The sequence below is a fragment of the Bacillus sp. FSL K6-6038 genome, from assembly GCF_038050455.1.
Classification (GTDB): domain Bacteria; phylum Bacillota; class Bacilli; order Bacillales; family Bacillaceae_G; genus Bacillus_A; species Bacillus_A pseudomycoides.
Genome location: NZ_JBBOUH010000001.1, coordinates 1700158 through 1715475 on the forward strand (window position 1 = coordinate 1700158; position 15318 = coordinate 1715475).

General features: G+C 35.0%; 17 protein-coding genes, 1 pseudogene and 1 riboswitch. Of the genes and pseudogenes, 12 read left to right on the plus strand and 6 right to left on the minus strand.

What is annotated here, in order from left to right; genetic code table 11:
- The 3 genes from NSQ40_RS08730 to NSQ40_RS08740 form a co-directional block, all read right to left on the minus strand.
- Positions 1–906 carry a DMT family transporter gene (locus NSQ40_RS08730; protein WP_003196479.1) on the minus strand — a complete coding sequence of 302 codons (906 nt, stop codon included), beginning with the start codon at positions 904–906 and terminating at the stop codon, positions 1–3.
- Between the two features lie 13 nt (positions 907–919).
- The gene (locus tag NSQ40_RS08735) at positions 920–1306 is read right to left on the minus strand and encodes a reverse transcriptase-like protein (RefSeq protein WP_003196481.1); all 387 of its coding nucleotides are present in this window, start codon (positions 1304–1306) and stop codon (positions 920–922) included.
- Positions 1307–1401: 95 nt separating this feature from the next.
- Complete coding sequence (locus NSQ40_RS08740; RefSeq protein WP_003196483.1) at positions 1402–2274, minus strand: aldose 1-epimerase family protein; 873 nt, start codon at positions 2272–2274, stop codon at positions 1402–1404.
- Between the two features lie 131 nt (positions 2275–2405).
- A riboswitch (PreQ1 riboswitch) is annotated at positions 2406–2450 on the plus strand.
- A 6-nt stretch (positions 2451–2456) separates the two neighbouring features.
- Between NSQ40_RS08740 and NSQ40_RS08745 the strand changes: the two genes are divergently transcribed.
- The 3 genes from NSQ40_RS08745 to NSQ40_RS08755 all read left to right on the plus strand — a co-directional run bounded on the left by NSQ40_RS08745 (position 2457) and on the right by NSQ40_RS08755 (position 4386).
- Positions 2457–2942: a QueT transporter family protein gene (locus NSQ40_RS08745; RefSeq protein ID WP_003196485.1), complete on the plus strand. Its 486-nt coding sequence runs from the start codon at positions 2457–2459 to the stop codon at positions 2940–2942.
- Positions 2943–3537: 595 nt separating this feature from the next.
- Positions 3538–4197 (plus strand): ribonuclease H family protein, encoded by a 660-nt coding sequence (locus NSQ40_RS08750; RefSeq protein ID WP_006094345.1) that lies wholly within the window; start codon positions 3538–3540, stop codon positions 4195–4197.
- Between the two features lie 12 nt (positions 4198–4209).
- Positions 4210–4386 carry a zinc-finger domain-containing protein gene (locus tag NSQ40_RS08755; RefSeq protein WP_003196489.1) on the plus strand — a complete coding sequence of 59 codons (177 nt, stop codon included), beginning with the start codon at positions 4210–4212 and terminating at the stop codon, positions 4384–4386.
- A 31-nt stretch (positions 4387–4417) separates the two neighbouring features.
- On the opposite strand, the gene NSQ40_RS08760 is transcribed toward NSQ40_RS08755, so the two are convergent.
- Both NSQ40_RS08760 and cspB read right to left on the minus strand, forming a co-directional pair.
- Positions 4418–4666: a DUF2564 family protein gene (locus NSQ40_RS08760; protein ID WP_003206638.1), complete on the minus strand. Its 249-nt coding sequence runs from the start codon at positions 4664–4666 to the stop codon at positions 4418–4420.
- A gap of 120 nt (positions 4667–4786) precedes the next feature.
- Positions 4787–4984 (minus strand): cold shock-like protein CspB, encoded by a 198-nt coding sequence (cspB, locus tag NSQ40_RS08765; RefSeq protein WP_003196492.1) that lies wholly within the window; start codon positions 4982–4984, stop codon positions 4787–4789.
- Between the two features lie 269 nt (positions 4985–5253).
- Here cspB and NSQ40_RS08770 point away from each other — a divergent pair, with 269 nt between their 5' ends.
- From NSQ40_RS08770 to NSQ40_RS08800, 7 genes and pseudogenes are all read left to right on the plus strand, one after another.
- Positions 5254–5982 carry a YqcI/YcgG family protein gene (locus NSQ40_RS08770; protein WP_003196494.1) on the plus strand — a complete coding sequence of 243 codons (729 nt, stop codon included), beginning with the start codon at positions 5254–5256 and terminating at the stop codon, positions 5980–5982.
- A gap of 141 nt (positions 5983–6123) precedes the next feature.
- Positions 6124–6756 carry a LysE family transporter gene (locus NSQ40_RS08775; RefSeq protein ID WP_003196495.1) on the plus strand — a complete coding sequence of 211 codons (633 nt, stop codon included), beginning with the start codon at positions 6124–6126 and terminating at the stop codon, positions 6754–6756.
- Positions 6757–6775: 19 nt separating this feature from the next.
- Positions 6776–7069: a hypothetical protein gene (locus tag NSQ40_RS08780; protein ID WP_003196497.1), complete on the plus strand. Its 294-nt coding sequence runs from the start codon at positions 6776–6778 to the stop codon at positions 7067–7069.
- An 83-nt stretch (positions 7070–7152) separates the two neighbouring features.
- Positions 7153–7799, plus strand: a pseudogene (locus NSQ40_RS08785) (sterol desaturase family protein).
- Positions 7800–7990: 191 nt separating this feature from the next.
- Positions 7991–8329, plus strand: coding sequence for a DUF485 domain-containing protein (locus NSQ40_RS08790; protein ID WP_018764329.1), 339 nt, complete (start codon positions 7991–7993; stop codon positions 8327–8329).
- Positions 8330–8331: 2 nt separating this feature from the next.
- Positions 8332–9882: a solute symporter family protein gene (locus NSQ40_RS08795; protein WP_003196504.1), complete on the plus strand. Its 1551-nt coding sequence runs from the start codon at positions 8332–8334 to the stop codon at positions 9880–9882.
- 190 nt (positions 9883–10072) lie between these two features.
- Positions 10073–11425 carry an aspartate aminotransferase family protein gene (locus tag NSQ40_RS08800; RefSeq protein WP_033796022.1) on the plus strand — a complete coding sequence of 451 codons (1353 nt, stop codon included), beginning with the start codon at positions 10073–10075 and terminating at the stop codon, positions 11423–11425.
- A 139-nt stretch (positions 11426–11564) separates the two neighbouring features.
- On the opposite strand, the gene NSQ40_RS08805 is transcribed toward NSQ40_RS08800, so the two are convergent.
- The gene (locus NSQ40_RS08805; protein ID WP_018764331.1) at positions 11565–12722 is read right to left on the minus strand and encodes a cation:proton antiporter; all 1158 of its coding nucleotides are present in this window, start codon (positions 12720–12722) and stop codon (positions 11565–11567) included.
- Between the two features lie 293 nt (positions 12723–13015).
- On the opposite strand from NSQ40_RS08805, the gene NSQ40_RS08810 reads away from it, so the two are divergent.
- Together NSQ40_RS08810 and NSQ40_RS08815 are read left to right on the plus strand one after the other, a co-directional pair.
- On the plus strand, positions 13016–13849 hold the full coding sequence (locus tag NSQ40_RS08810; RefSeq protein WP_003196509.1) for a MerR family transcriptional regulator: 834 nt from the start codon (positions 13016–13018) through the stop codon (positions 13847–13849).
- Positions 13850–13945: 96 nt separating this feature from the next.
- On the plus strand, positions 13946–15304 hold the full coding sequence (locus NSQ40_RS08815; RefSeq protein WP_033794770.1) for an MATE family efflux transporter: 1359 nt from the start codon (positions 13946–13948) through the stop codon (positions 15302–15304).
- Positions 15305–15318 lie beyond the last annotated feature (14 nt).

Sequence of the window (15318 nt, forward strand, 5' to 3'; positions counted from 1 at the left end):
TCACGCAGCCTGCGCTTCTTTTTTTGCTTTTGAAGGAAGTTCAACGAAGATCATGCCTAAGAAAATACAAAGGCAACCAAGTACTGTGGGAATAGAAAGTTGTTCGTTTGCGACAAGAACACCTGTTAATGCAGCAAAGACAGGTTCCATTGCGAAAATAATGGCAACTCTTGTTGGAGAGGTGTGTTTTTGCGCAGCTGTTTGAATAAAAAAAGCGATGGATGTTGCGAACACGGATGTTGCAAGTAGAGCAAATAAAAAAGCAGAATTTGTCCATAAAGAGATTGAAAATAACTTTTTCCAATCCTCGAATAAAAAAGCGCAGATAGAAGAGAAAATTCCAACAGATAATACTTGAGATGTGCTTAATAATAAAGGGGATATTTTTTTAGAAAAGACTCCGTTAATGAGAATATGGGCTGCAAAAGCAATTGCACAGCCGAGAACAAGTATATCACCAATATTCAATTGAAAAGAATCACCAGCGGTTAGTAAATATAAGCCTGCTGTTGCGGCAGTAATGCCAAGTATGATAAAAGGTGTAACTCTTTGTTTTAAAAAGATAAATGAAAGAATCGGAACCATAACAATGCTGAGTCCAGTTAAAAATCCTGCTTTAGAAGAAGTGGTATATAGTAATCCAAATGTTTGTAATAAATAACCGATAAATAAGAAGAATCCGATAATTAAACCAGCAATGCTACTATGTTGAACTTCTTGTTTTGAAGTTTTTTTCGAGAATATAAATTGGACAAATAATAAAATGATTCCAGCAAATAAAAAGCGAATACCATTAAAAGTAAATGGCCCAACAAATGACATTGCATTTTGAACGACAACAAATGTGGCTCCCCAAATAAAGGAGACAAATAATAAAGCGAGAGGAGCAATCCATCCTTTTTTCACACTAAAACCCCCATTAATTTTGTAAAATGGCTTTTCTTGCTAATTCATCGGCAACTTTGTTTTGACTATTTGGAATCCACTTTATAAAGAAAAGATCAAAGCTTTTGATGTACGCTAGTGCTTCTTCTAAAAGTGGTGCATACGTTTTGTTTTTTGCATATTCTTTTTCTACAGCACGTTCAACAAGCTGTGAATCTGTGCGAAAAGATACAATGCTATAATTATGTTCCATGCAATATTTTAATGCGACCAGTAATGCATGATATTCAGCTTCATGGTTGGACATGATTCCAAGTGGCAGTGATAATTGCACAGGTGGCTGCACACCTTTAATAAAAACCCCAGCACCAGAAGGACCTGGATTTCCCTTTGATGCACCATCAATATATACTTCAATCAAAATTGAATACCTCCATTATTATATAGCGTTAGCTGATAGTAATCACCCCGCCTAAAAACTTCTAGGGGCGGGGGATAGAATATGAAAAATGTACTTTATCCAATTGTAATGCTGTAGCGACATGTAAACGTTTCATTTGCTTGTAAGGATTGTACGCCTTTTTTCTCTTTGAAATCTTTAGCTGGTTCTACTTCATCAGCAATTCCATACCACGGTTCGATACATAAGAAAGGAGCGTCATTTCCTAGTGTCCACACACCAACGAATGGGAAACCTTCAAATGCTACTTTTACAAACTTATTATGTTTATGAGAGCGAATGGAAATTTCATTTGTATTCATATTTTCAAAAATAAGGGCATCATTTTTGAATAAATCGTATGTAAGTGGTAATTCTGTCTTGTTTTCAACCATTAGTTGTTTTTCTTTTGAAAGAAATGGTCCTTTTAGAACATTTGTTTCTAAATGTTCAGGGCCATTAAATGATAAATGGTAATCTGTAAATGATTCACCTTCTATTAAAGGACAATTGAAGCCTGGATGTGCTCCGATAGAAAAGAACATTTCTTTTGAAGTAGGGTTGATAACTTCATAAGTAACATGTATATTTTGCTCGTCTAGTTCATAAGAAACACGTAACTCAAATTCGTACGGATATTTTTGTAAAGTTTCTTGATTACTAGTGACTGCATAAGTAATTTTTGTTTCACTTTGCTCTTTTACTGAAAATGTAAGATCGCGAGCGAAGCCGTGCTGTGTTAATGAATAAGGTTTACCATCTACATAATATATATTGTCCACTAATCTACCGACAATTGGGAATAAAATTGGTGCACGGCGCCCCCAATAGTTAGGATTTCCTTGCCACATATATTCTGTGTTGTCTTCTTTTAAGCGAACGCTTTGTAACTCTGCACCTTTTTCAGAGATGGAAACGATCACTTTTTCATTTTGAATTGTTGCTGTCATGAAGTGAAACCTCCTAAATCTTTCATATTCTTTATTATACGTGGTCTATAAGAAAAAGGGTAGTGGATGGTAGGAATCTATTGACGAATGGTTTGCTATTGCGTACAATATAAAATTGTTGTTTAAAAACGAATCACGTGGTTCGAAACCATCCCACGTAAAAAAACTAAGGAGATTTTGTCATGAATATAAAAACATTAGTTGGTAATGGTATTTTAGCAGCATTATATATTGCTGTTTCAGCACTTATTCAGCCGTTTGGCTTTACGAATGTACAATTTCGTATTTCGGAGATGTTTAATCATCTCGTTGTATTTAATAAGAAATCAATTTATGGAATTGTCTTAGGGGTATTTTTAACAAATCTCTTTTTCTCACCTATGATTGCGTATGATTTAGTATTTGGAGTGGGGCAATCCATTCTTGCACTTCTTGCTACTATTATTTCCATGCGTTTTATTAAGGGTGTTTGGGCGCGCATGATTTTTAATACAGTTATCTTTACAGTTACAATGTTTATGATAGCAATTGAACTTCATCTTGCATTCGATCTGCCATTTTTATTTACATGGCTTACATGTGCAGCTGGTGAATTTGTCGTGATGGCAATTGGTATGCCTGTTATGTATTGGATTAATAAACGAGTGCAATTTGAAAAGGTGATGTAATAAATAAAGAGGCTGAACCAAATCGAAAGGATTGGGTAGCCTCTTTATTTGTATATAAGTAAGTTCTCTCAGTATATCTAATAGCAGTAAAGAAACCGAGATTCAGAAAAAAATTGCATTTGTTGGATTAGGAACTTTAATGATTGTGATGTTAGAATTAATAGTTTTTTCATTACTATAACACGTGTCTGAATTTTCTTTTTTGTTTTCGAAGAGGATAAGGGCTAAATCTAAGTTAGTATTTCTATAAGTAATTGCTTTATCCCGATTTGTGAGGACTGATTAAAGGTTCATTTTATCCCGCATTAACGGACAGTAAGACCCCTACCTCAAGATCCAGAGAGAAATGAGGAAGATAGGTGGGGGATAACTGCTCGTAAAAGCCCGATTGGTTCAACTAACCATCAGTGGGGGATGAAGCTCCTCTAATCATACAGACTCTTCCCTTTCTTGTGAGTTAGGAGAGCAATCTAAGTTAAGTTCAGATAATGGTAGTTACTTACAATATGATTTGATTCATTCGCATATAATACTGTGACTCTTGGTAAAATATAATAAAATAAAAATATGAAGTCTTATATAAGGGGAAAATAGTATGAAGTATAAAATGAATTGGTTGTATAAAACAAAACATGGTCTTCAAACAGAATTAATAACAGATTATATGAGTATGGAAGAAGCTCTCCAATTTGCAGTGGATTTTGAGAAAACGGGAAGAGTAAAAGAACTCGTATTTTATGATGAAATGGGCGCGGAATGGACGCTGAAAGAAATGAAAAAATTGAGTAAACAAGTGGAAGAAGATCCGCAAGAAATTCGCATTTACTTTGATGGAGGATATGACATCGAAACGAAAGAGGCGGGACTTGGAATATGCGTGTACTATAAAAAAGGGAAAAAAGTGTATCGTGTTCGTCGAAATGCTTACATAGAAGGTATATATGATAATAATGAGGCAGAGTATGCAGCGTTATTATATGGAATGGATGTATTAGAAGAATTAGGAATCAAATATGAATCAGTTACGCTTCATGGTGATTCTCAAGTCGTACTTCAGCAATTAGCTGGACAGTGGCCATGCTATGATGAACATTTGAATCACTATTTAGATCAAATTGAACAAAAAGCAAAGCAAATGAAATTGAAGCTTGTCTGTGAGCCAGTAACAAGAAAACAAAATAAAGAAGCACATCAATTGGCCGCGCAAGCATTGGAAGGGACACCGATCGATAGTCATAAGGAAGTAACAGAATAGAGAGGTGCACTGGTGAATAAGAAGCAGCTCATTATAGAGGTAAATGATTTATTAGAGACGTATTGTGAAGGATGTTTTTTACAAGAACACTATAGAAAAACACAAAGTAAGTACTATGCCCATTCTTTTTGTATTCGGCAATGCACAGTGGGAGCGAAGTTAAAAGAATATGGCAATCAATTATCATAAAAAACATCCAGAGGTAGCTCTGGATGTTTTTTTAATGCTTAGCTTCTTTCAATTGGTGTTCGCATAGGCTTAGTTTTTTTTCTTCATTCATTAAGAAAGGCTCGTCTAAATCTGTTGCAACAGATTTCATTGTTTCAAGCTGAGAGCGTGCAGATTCTACTGCAGTTGTCGCATGCTGCAGTGATTCAGGATCCATTGTAATTGTTGCAGAACCTACCATTTTTTGTGCTGTTTCTACGCGGAATTTTACTTCTTCAAAATCATTTACATGTGAACCCATTGTCGATTCCTCCTTTGTATTCTGTCACATTTCACATAGTTTTTACTCTGCAAAAAGGAAATATACAAAGGAATAACAAAGGAGGTTACCAAATAAGGTAACCTCCTGTTATATGTTGGATTAAAGTTTTACTACGTTAGCAGCTTGTGGTCCACGGTTTCCTTCAACGATGTCGAAAGATACTTCTTGACCTTCTTCTAAAGCTTTGTAGCCTTCGCCTTGAATAGCTGTGAAATGTACGAATACATCGTCAGCACCTTCAATTTCGATAAATCCAAAACCTTTTTCGTTGTTAAACCATTTTACTTTTCCTTGCATGTTACAATTCCTCCTAAAAAACGATTACTTTTTCATTTAGTGAAGTTCATTTGAAATATTTGCGAATTCATAAAACTGAAAATGCTATATTATCGAATATTCTGCTAAATGATATTTTAAATATACACGAAATGGTAGATTTTAGTCAAGTAAGCGGTTTTATATTTTTGTATTTTCAAATAATTTTTTACACAAGTTTTTAAAATGGTATAGGACAACTTTTATTCTTAATATGCTTAAATGAATGCTGTACATAATGAGGTGAGAGAATGAGTAAGTCTTATTTGTTAGATAATCAAGAAATTAAAACTAGGAGTGATATACCAAGTTGGGTTTCAAAAGAATTTGAGAATTTTTCTAATGTTGTATTAGAGCCAACTTTTCCGTGCTATTTTGGCTTAACGGCCTTAAAGAAAAATGAACTTCGTTACTCGTTTTTATCTCAGGATGATTGGAGTCATTTACCCAAGACTCTGTTTTCTTTTTTACAGTTAATGAATGAGCGACCAGTTGTAAGAAGAGGTTTTTTTCTTTTTGTTGAGCCAGAGTGTGAAGAAAGATCGCTCGAATATTACCGCATGTACTTTTGGAGAGTGCTACAATATTTACATGAAAAGGATGAACAGCCATGGCCAGAGCAAATTCCAAAAAATCCAGATCATTACTTATGGGAATTTTCATTTGGTGGGGAGCCGATGTTTGCATTTGGGAATGCTCCTGCCTATAAACAGAGAAAAACGAGGCATTTAGGAAATTCGCTCATTATAGGATTTCAGCCACGGATCATATTTGATGGATTAGAAGGAGATCGACCGAAAGGGGCATATTCCAGACAAACGGTTAGAGAACGAGTGGAAAAGTGGGATCAGCTGCCGAAACATCCCAATATTAGTCACTATGGTGATCCGAATCATCAGGAATGGAAACAATATTTTATTGGAGATGACATCGAACCAATCGAAGGAAAATGTCCATTTCATCATAAAGTACTAAAATGAAAGCCATCATTAAGGATGGCTTTTTTGCATATTTTGGATAAAAAAGGGCATTTTATATATGTATATTTTTTATAAAAGTTAGTCTATTTTTAGTACTGTTTACATTAGCTAATAGTAAAATGATATAGAAAGGATAGAGCGATGTTTGGAGCAATTATACAGCAATTTATACTAGGAATTTCACTAGCGGCACCAGTAGGGCCAATTAATATTGAAATGTTAAAAAGAGGGATCGAACGTGGGTTTTGGCATGCTTGGCTTGTTGGGGTAGGAGGCATGAGTGCAGATATTTTATTTATGCTGCTTATTTACTTTGGATTATCTTCTGTATTTATGTATACATATGTACAAGCATTTATGTATTGTATAGGTTTTTTCTTATTGTTTTATTTAGGATTTCAAAGTGTAAAACAAGGAATTTTACATTCAAATATGGAATATAAACAAGAAGAGGTAGGTGGACTTCGTCAATCCTTTATGGCAGGATTTTTAATTGCGGTATCTAATCCGTTAAATCTTGTCTTTTGGTTTGGTGTATATGGGAGTACGCTTAATTCACTGCTCACGAAAGTAACAAAACAAGAGGCCTTTTTATATAGTCTTTGCATAATTGGTGGCATTATTTTATGGAATTTAAATATTGCCTTTTCTGTTCATTTTGGACGCACAGTGCTTAAACCAAAGGTACTCGGTTATATTACAGCGGGAGCTGGTTTTATCTTAGTCGGGTATTCGATTCATTTTGCGTATAAAGCTTTACAGTTGTTCATATAAGATTGAAGGGGAGATTTTTATGTATCGAACCACAGTTAATGGAAAAGAAATTATCATTACATTAGCACCAAAAATTCGAAAAGAAATAACGGATAGGGACCCTTTATATGAGGCCGTTCTTCAAACTGTTGAAAGACTACTTCAAACAAAGCAGCCAACATTTGCTGTAAATCATGCAATACTGGGACTGATTATTGGAGAGGTACAGGAAGGTGAAGTAACTGTCTTTGCAGTTGAACACATTATACCGAAACAAAATATATTTGGTTCGCAAAATTTTTTCTCTACAATAGAACAGCGAGCAAATTTGTGAGTAAAAGAGAATAAGATAGATAGAATGAAAACAGTCGTAACGATATGTTATGGCTGTTTTTTCTAAGAAAGGGGATAGGATGAATGAAAAGGGTGATGAAGGAGTTCTTTTTCCAACATGATATTGTGATTATGTTTGGAGTATTTATATTGTTTATCATTATTTTGAAAATGCAATTATTTACAGGGGTGGCCATTTTATCATGTCTTGCGGGAATCGTTTTTTATACAATCAATGAGTATATAACACATCGGTTTTTATTTCATATGAAACCTCCTAAAAATCCATTTTTACTAAAAATCCATTTTTACTAAAAATGTTAAAGAGATTACATTATGATCACCATGTGTACCCGGATGATTTAAAGCTATTATTTTTACCAGTATGGTATAGCATGCCAGGATTTGCAATTTATTTGTTCATTCTGTATGGACTTACAAGGAATATAACGATTACATTTTCATTTGGAATTGGGATGATTGTCATGTTGCTCGTTTATGAATGGAAACATTATATAGCGCATAGACCAATCCGTCTTTTGACTGGTTTTGGTAGATGGCTAAAAAAACAACATATTTTGCATCATTATAAAAATGAAAATTATTGGTTTGGTGTGTCGAATCCAGTTTATGATTTCTTATTTGGAACTTATAAAAACGGAAAAGATGTTGAATTAAGTAGGACGGCACGTAACTTAGAAAAAGAGAAGGACAAGAAAGTGGTGCGATGAGCACTTCTTTTTATTTTAAAAAAATATATTAAAAAATTAGGAAAATATGACGAAAAATGTCTATCGAAAAATCTTTGCAGAGGAGAAGAGATTGTCTAAAATAAATGTAAGTTTCTGAATATTTATAAAATTTAGTTTTTGTTTATGAGGGGAAATTTTATTTAAGGGTTGAAGGAAAGGGGAGAGGACAAATGAAACGAGAGAGTTCAGCACGTAAGTTGCAAAGTGAGGTGAATTATACAGAAGTCGTCCAGTCAGCGGAATTTCAAGCATTGCTAGAAAAGAAGCGAAAGTTTATTGTTCCGATGAGCATTTTCTTTTTAAGCTTTTTTATTGCTCTGCCGCTTTTGACTTCTTATTCAAAAGTGTTGAATACACCAGCGTTTGGAGATGTTACATGGGCGTGGATCTTTGCTTTTACACAATTTGTTATGACGTGGTCGTTATGTATGATGTATAACAAAAAAGCGGAATCGTTCGACAAGACTTCGCAAAAAATTCTTCAAGATATACAAAAAGGGAGGGGATAAATTTGAACGTAACGGCGTTTGCACTTTTTTTAATTATCGTTCTTGGTACGCTCGTCATTACATATTTTGCATCGAAAAAGACGAAAAATGCGAGCGAGTTTTATACGGCAGGAGGAGGCTTAACTGGGTGGCAAAATGGTTTGGCCATTGCGGGAGATTATATGTCAGCTGCTTCTTTTTTAGGGATTGCAGGGGCAATCGCATTAACTGGATTTGATGGTTTCTTTTATAGCATAGGCTTTCTTGTTGCCTATTTAGTTGTATTATATCTTGTTGCTGAACCGCTTAGAAACTTAGGGAAATATACATTAGCTGATATGATTGCAGCACGTTTTGATGCGAGAAAAGTGCGCGGAGTTGCAGCTTTAAATACGATGACGATTTCAATTTTCTATATGATTGCACAGCTTGTGGGAGCAGGAGCACTTATTAAATTATTATTAGGGATTGAATATACGACATCCGTTTTAATTGTTGGAACGTTAATGACGGTGTATGTGATTTTTGGAGGTATGACAGCGACGAGTTGGGTACAAATTGTAAAAGCTGTCTTGCTAATGGCAGGGACATTTATTATTTCAGTAATTGTATTTGCTAAATTTAATTTTAGCGTGACAGAAATGTTTGCGCAGATGAAAACGGCAACACCTCTAAAAGAGGCATTTTTAAATCCAGGTGTGAAATATAAAAATGGATTAGATACGATTTCTTTAAATTTAGGTCTTGTTTTAGGAACAGCTGGTTTACCTCATATTCTTGTTCGCTTTTTCACTGTTCGTGACGCGAAAACAGCACGTCAGTCTGTTGTATATGCAACGTGGTTAATTGGTGCATTTTATATTATGACCATTTTCCTAGGTTTTGGTGCAGCTGCATTTGTAGGGAATGCTGCAATTATTCAGGCAAATCCAGCTGGTAATATGGCAGCACCTTTATTAGCAAAAGCACTTGGGGGAGATTTCTTATTTGCATTCGTTTCTGCAATTGCATTTGCGACGATTTTAGCCGTTGTAGCTGGTTTAGTTTTAACAGCCGCTTCAGCTTTCGCACATGATTTCTATAATGAAATTATTCGCCGAGGAAAATCAACAGAAAAAGAGCAGGTGTCCATGGCACGCTATGCATCAATTGGTGTAGCTGTATTATCTATTATTTTAGCGTTATTTGCTCAAACGTTAAATGTTGCGTTTCTAGTGTCGTTAGCATTTGCGGTTGCTGCAAGTGCTAACTTACCAGTGATTTTGTTTACAATTTATTGGAAACGCTTTAATACAACAGGAGCAATTTGTGGAATGGTTGTTGGGTTAGTATCAGCTATCGTATTAGTGGCACTAAGCCCGAATGTTTGGAATCCTGAAGCTGGGAAAGCAATCTTTGTTGGAAAAGCATTATTCCCTTATACAACACCTGGAATTATTTCTATTCCACTTGGATTTTTAGCAGCGTATTTAGGGACAATCTTTTCAAGTAAGAAAGAAGATGCAGCGAAGTTCGATGAAATCCTTGTTAAATCTAACACAGGTCATGGAGTTAGTGACGTGTCTGCGCATTAAGAAAAAAGAGAGCTTTCCAGTTGCTTGGAGAGCTCTTTTGTTTTGTAATGTTGCTTGAAAATATTACTCGGCAGTCGGTAGGATTTATTTTGTTCATGTGGAATGAAAATAAATAGGGAAAAGTTTTATCTCATCATGGCGCCAGTACAGCTTGGGAAAATATAAGTTGTTTTGGAAGGTGGAATGTATGATGAAAACGAAACAATCAGATGCATTATTAGCAAAGGATGAAAAGTATGTGTGGCACGGAATGCGTCCTTTTAGTCCAAATAGTACAATGGTCGGGGCAAAAGCAGAAGGATGCTGGGTAGAAGATATAGAGGGGAAACGGTACTTAGATGGGATGAGTGGGCTTTGGTGTGTGAATAGTGGATATGGAAGAAAAGAGCTTGCTGAAGCAGCGTATGAGCAATTGCAAAAATTATCATATTTTCCAATGTCACAATCTCATGAACCTGCAATTCAGCTTGCTGAAAAGTTAAATGAATGGCTTGGAGGAGAGTATGTTATTTTCTTCTCTAACAGTGGATCGGAAGCGAATGAAACAGCATTTAAAGTTGCTCGTCAATATTATGCTCATAAGGGAGAGTCACACCGTTATAAATTTATGTCACGTTATCGTGGTTATCATGGAAATACAATGGCGACGATGGCAGCGACAGGACAGGCACAGCGGAGGTATCAGTATGAGCCATTTGCTTCTGGTTTTTTACATGTTACGCCACCAGATTGTTACCGAATGCCAGAGATTTCGTCACAAAATATTTATGATGTAGAGTGTGTGAAAGAAATTGATCGTGTTATGACGTGGGAACTAAGTGAAACGATAGCTGGATTGATTATGGAACCAATTATTACAGGCGGAGGAATTTTGATGCCCCCGCAAGATTATATGAAAGCTGTTCATGAGACGTGTCAAAAACATGGTGCATTGCTAATTAGTGACGAAGTAATTTGTGGTTTCGGTCGTACAGGAAAAGCGTTTGGTTTTATGAATTATGATGTAAAGCCTGACATTATTACAATGGCAAAAGGGATTACAAGTGCATACCTACCGTTATCAGCAACAGCAGTGAAGAAAGAGATTTATGAAGCATTTAAAGGAAAGGGAGAATATGAATTTTTCCGTCATATTAACACGTTTGGTGGCAATCCAGCAGCTTGTGCGTTAGCACTTAAAAACTTAGAGATTATGGAAAACGAAAATTTAATTGAGCGTTCTGCACAAATGGGATCGCTTTTATTAGAGCAATTAAAAGAAGAAATAGGAGATGATCATCCACTTGTTGGAGATATTAGAGGGAAAGGGTTGCTAGTTGGCATTGAGCTGGTAAATGACAAAGGAACAAAAGAACCAATTGATAATGATAAAATTGCCAGTGTAGTGAATGCTTGTAAAGAAAAAGGATTAATCATTGGACGTAACGGAATGACAACAGCAGGCTATAATAATGTTTTAACGTTAGCACCGCCTCTTATTATTTCAAGTGAAGAAATTGCTTTTGTTGTCGGGACATTGAAGACAGCGATGGAACGTATTTAAAAAAACCGATTCATCCCCCACCTTCACTTCGTTTAGAGGAGGGGGTCTTCTCGGTTAAAATGATAAAAAATGAGATGATTGTCTTTTGAAGAGAATCATCTCGTTTTTTATATTATGAAACTAGTACTCTATATAGCTATTATGCACTTTGTTTTAATTGCTTATCTTTTACACCGAAAGAATATTTTAACATTGGTGGTGTAATCATTGTTGTTAAAATAACGACAATTACAATTGCTGTAAAGTAATCTTGTGCTAGTAGTCCAGAAGTAAGCCCCTGTCCTGCAATGATAAGAGCAACTTCACCGCGTGAAACCATTCCGGACCCAATGATTGTAGATGATTGTAAATCAAATCCTGTCATGCGCGCTCCGAAGCCACAACCAATCAGTTTTGTTAATACAGCAATTACAGTTAAAGCCAAGATAAACCATACTTTATCTCCAATGCCTGCAAACGTAATATTCATACCAATGCTTACAAAGAAGATAGGAACGAACATTGCATAAGCGATTGGTTCTACTTTCTTTTCTACTTCATGTTTGTAATCTGTTTGAGAGATAGCAATACCTGCTGCAAATGCTCCGATAATGCCTGCGATTCCTAATAGTTCACCGAAATATGCAAAAGCGAAACAAATGATAAGAGCCGCACTAATTATAGACTCTGATACGCGTAGTGGTGATAACCAACGCATAATCATTGGAACACCTTTCCAACCGATTAGGATGATAGAAAGGAAGAAAACAACCTTTTTCAAAATAATCATTGTTAAGCTTACATCACCTGAGCCTAAGAAACTCATGGCAAATGCTAGTAAAATAACAACAAGAATATCATCAAATACAGCTGCTCCCAACATTGTTGTGCTTTCGCGAGTCTTCATTTTTCCTAAGTCACGAAGTGTTTGTACAGAGATACTAACACTTGTTGCACATAGAAGTAATCCTAAAAAGACAGCATTTGCTTGTTCCATACCCATAATTAGTCCTGAAACATAACCACCTACAAATGGAAGAATAATACCGCCAACAGCAACAGCTAAAGATGAATTGCGATTTTCATTTAGTTCTTTTAAATCTGTTTCTAGACCTGCCATAAACATAAGGAGAATAACTCCTACTTGACTTAACTGTGTGAGTAAATCTGAATTGTTAACTAAACCTAATACCGCCGGACCAATTACAATACCAACAATTAATTTCCCGAGTACAGAAGGTTGTCCTAATCTCACACTAATGTCACCAGCAATTTTGGTGCTTAGTAAAATTAACGCAATTTGAAAGAAAAATTCCATCTCATCTCTCCTTTTCATTTTTTGTTTTTATTAAACGATTTCTCGGAGTTTGCCTAATGTACTAATATGTAAAACACATTAAACAAGAGGTCTTTATACGAGTTCTTTTGAACTTGTAATTTGAACCTGTAATAAATATATAATAAATTTCAAGAAAAATCAATGTTAAATCGGAAGATTTTCATGGGGATGATTCATTTTGAATAAGGAATAAATGTCTATATAATGAAGGGGAAGAAAAACAAATTTGTTTTTAACGAATCAATTTATTTGAAAGAAACGGAGTAGAAAATATGTTATTCAATCAACGCTTTACTATTGGAGAAATGGCAAAAATGCATAATATTGCGGAGTCAACATTACGTTATTACGATGAAAAAGGTATTTTTCATCCATCCATTGTTGATCCACAAACAAAGTATCGATATTATACAATCGACCAATTTGCACTTTTAGATACAATTAAATTTTTACGGCAGTTAAATATTTCTTTAAAAGAAATAAAGGAATATATTGATGAAAGAAACCCATCTTATGCCTTAAATTTACTTAAAAAACAACAAGAGATGATGTTAAAAAAACAAAGAGAAATTGAATATGCATTGGCTAAAATGAAGCATAAAATCGATTTGATGAAAGAAGCTACAAAGTCAAAAGCTAATAATGTGACACTTAAAAAATTACCAAAGAGAAAAATTACAGCGTTAGCTATTGCACCAAATATAACGGATGATATGTTTGAATATTATATCCATTCACTCCAAAAAAATATGAAGCAAATAGATGATAGTTTATTTTCAGGAGACCTAGGTGTGACAGTGTCAAAAGAAGGGTTGCTTCAAAATGAATTTCAAGCATATAACAGTGTTTTTATTCTCCTTGATTATATGCCGTTTCAAATTATTACTTCAGATGAAATTAAAGAAGGGATGTTCGCTTGCTCTTATCACCATGGGCCATATGAAAAAACGGATGGAACTTATAAGAAGCTGTTAATGGATATCAAGGAGAAAGGATATGAAGTGTCTGGAGATGCAATTGAGCTCGCTTTAATTGACTGTTCTGTAACGGAGAATCCAGAAGAGCAAGTTACAGAAATACAAATCCCGGTAATAAAAAAGAAGTAAGAGGTTGTATAATAAAAATGTATTTTTAATTCTCACTTGACCTTCAAGTTGCTTGAAGGTTTAAAATGTGAACAGAGAATTGAAAAGGAGCATTTTATTATGGAAACAACTGAGAAATTAAGAGAAAAACCAATGAAAAATTTATTTATATCTTATTTAATACCAGCGGTTCTTGGAATGGTATTAATGTCGGTGAATATTGTAATCGATGCCGTTATGATTAGCAGAGGAGTCGGAGCGAATGGCTTAGCGGGAGTAAACGTTGCTATCCCGGCCTTTTCCATTTTTTTCTCTATATCATTGTGGATTGGAATGGGCGGAGCTACACTATATTCCATAGCATTAGGTGAAAATAAAATAGAGCGAGCGAGATCCATTTTTACTCAGTCTATGACAGTGGCTGTTGTAATTGTTGGTGCTTTAATGGTCATCTGTTTATGGAGAATAGAAGATTTGGCCTATTTATTTGGAGCTAATGAAGTAATCTTACCATATGCATTAGACTATTTAACTGTATTATTAACATTTGGAATGATATACGTATTAGAAAATATTTTAAGTACATTTATACGAAACGACGGAAATCCAAATTTAGCGATGGCAGGACTTGTTGTAACAGCGTTGTTAAATATTGCTTTTGATTATATTTTTATTTTTATTTTTGGCTGGGGTGTAACAGGAGCGGCGGCAGCGACTATCCTGTCAGCAGCAATTGGTTTTCTTGTTTTATTAAGTCATTTCTTTAGAAAAAGTAGCATTTTAAAATGGACGAAATTTCATTTTGAATGGAATACAGTCAAACAAATTATGGTGATTGGTTTTCCAAGTTTCACCGCAGAAATAACAGTAGCGATTGTAACGATTGGTTTTAACATAACCTTTATGAAATATGCAGGAGAATTAGGTGTAGCATCTTACGCAATAGTGAATAGTATTCACTCCATGATGCTATTAGTATTCTTAGGTGTTGGAGCGGCATTGCAACCAATTGCAAGTTTTCATTACGGTGCAAATTTACCTGAACGTTTGAAGGAAGGACTAAACTTTGCAGTCAAAACAGCTATTGTACTTGGATGTGTAGCAATTGTGAGCGGATTATTCTTTGGGGAATACATTATTGGTTTATTTGATGTTCAATCAAAAGAGTTACTGACACTAACTGTAACAGGAATGAGTCTGTTCTTTGTTCAATATGTATTTTTTGGCTATAACATTGTATATGGAGAGTATTTCCAATCGGTGAGACAAACAAGAAAGTCTATCTTGATTATTTTGAACCGCGGTTTATTACTCATTATTCCACTCTTATGGATTATGCCAAAGTTGTTTGGAGTAAATGGAATTTGGCTTGTAATGCCTGTATCTGAAGTATTAACAGCGATTGTTGTATTTGGGATGAATCGTATTTCTCATCCTGTATCAGTACGAAATATAGAAAGAGAACATGTGGCATGATAGAAATCCCCTTA

Excerpts from the sequence above, each read along its gene's own strand:
- NSQ40_RS08805 (WP_018764331.1), bottom strand. The coding sequence starts at position 12,722 with ATGGAATTTTTCTTTCAAATTGCGTTAATTTTACTAAGCACCAAAATT.
- NSQ40_RS08750 (WP_006094345.1), top strand. The coding sequence starts at position 3,538 with ATGAAGTATAAAATGAATTGGTTGTATAAAACAAAACATGGTCTTCAA.
- NSQ40_RS08790 (WP_018764329.1), top strand. The coding sequence starts at position 7,991 with ATGAAACGAGAGAGTTCAGCACGTAAGTTGCAAAGTGAGGTGAATTAT.
- NSQ40_RS08740 (WP_003196483.1), bottom strand. The coding sequence starts at position 2,274 with ATGACAGCAACAATTCAAAATGAAAAAGTGATCGTTTCCATCTCTGAA.
- NSQ40_RS08760 (WP_003206638.1), bottom strand. The coding sequence starts at position 4,666 with ATGGGTTCACATGTAAATGATTTTGAAGAAGTAAAATTCCGCGTAGAA.
- NSQ40_RS08800 (WP_033796022.1), top strand. The coding sequence starts at position 10,073 with ATGAAAACGAAACAATCAGATGCATTATTAGCAAAGGATGAAAAGTAT.
- NSQ40_RS08745 (WP_003196485.1), top strand. The coding sequence starts at position 2,457 with ATGAATATAAAAACATTAGTTGGTAATGGTATTTTAGCAGCATTATAT.
- NSQ40_RS08770 (WP_003196494.1), top strand. The coding sequence starts at position 5,254 with ATGAGTAAGTCTTATTTGTTAGATAATCAAGAAATTAAAACTAGGAGT.
- cspB (WP_003196492.1), bottom strand. The coding sequence starts at position 4,984 with ATGCAAGGAAAAGTAAAATGGTTTAACAACGAAAAAGGTTTTGGATTT.
- NSQ40_RS08810 (WP_003196509.1), top strand. The coding sequence starts at position 13,016 with ATGTTATTCAATCAACGCTTTACTATTGGAGAAATGGCAAAAATGCAT.
- NSQ40_RS08780 (WP_003196497.1), top strand. The coding sequence starts at position 6,776 with ATGTATCGAACCACAGTTAATGGAAAAGAAATTATCATTACATTAGCA.
- NSQ40_RS08775 (WP_003196495.1), top strand. The coding sequence starts at position 6,124 with ATGTTTGGAGCAATTATACAGCAATTTATACTAGGAATTTCACTAGCG.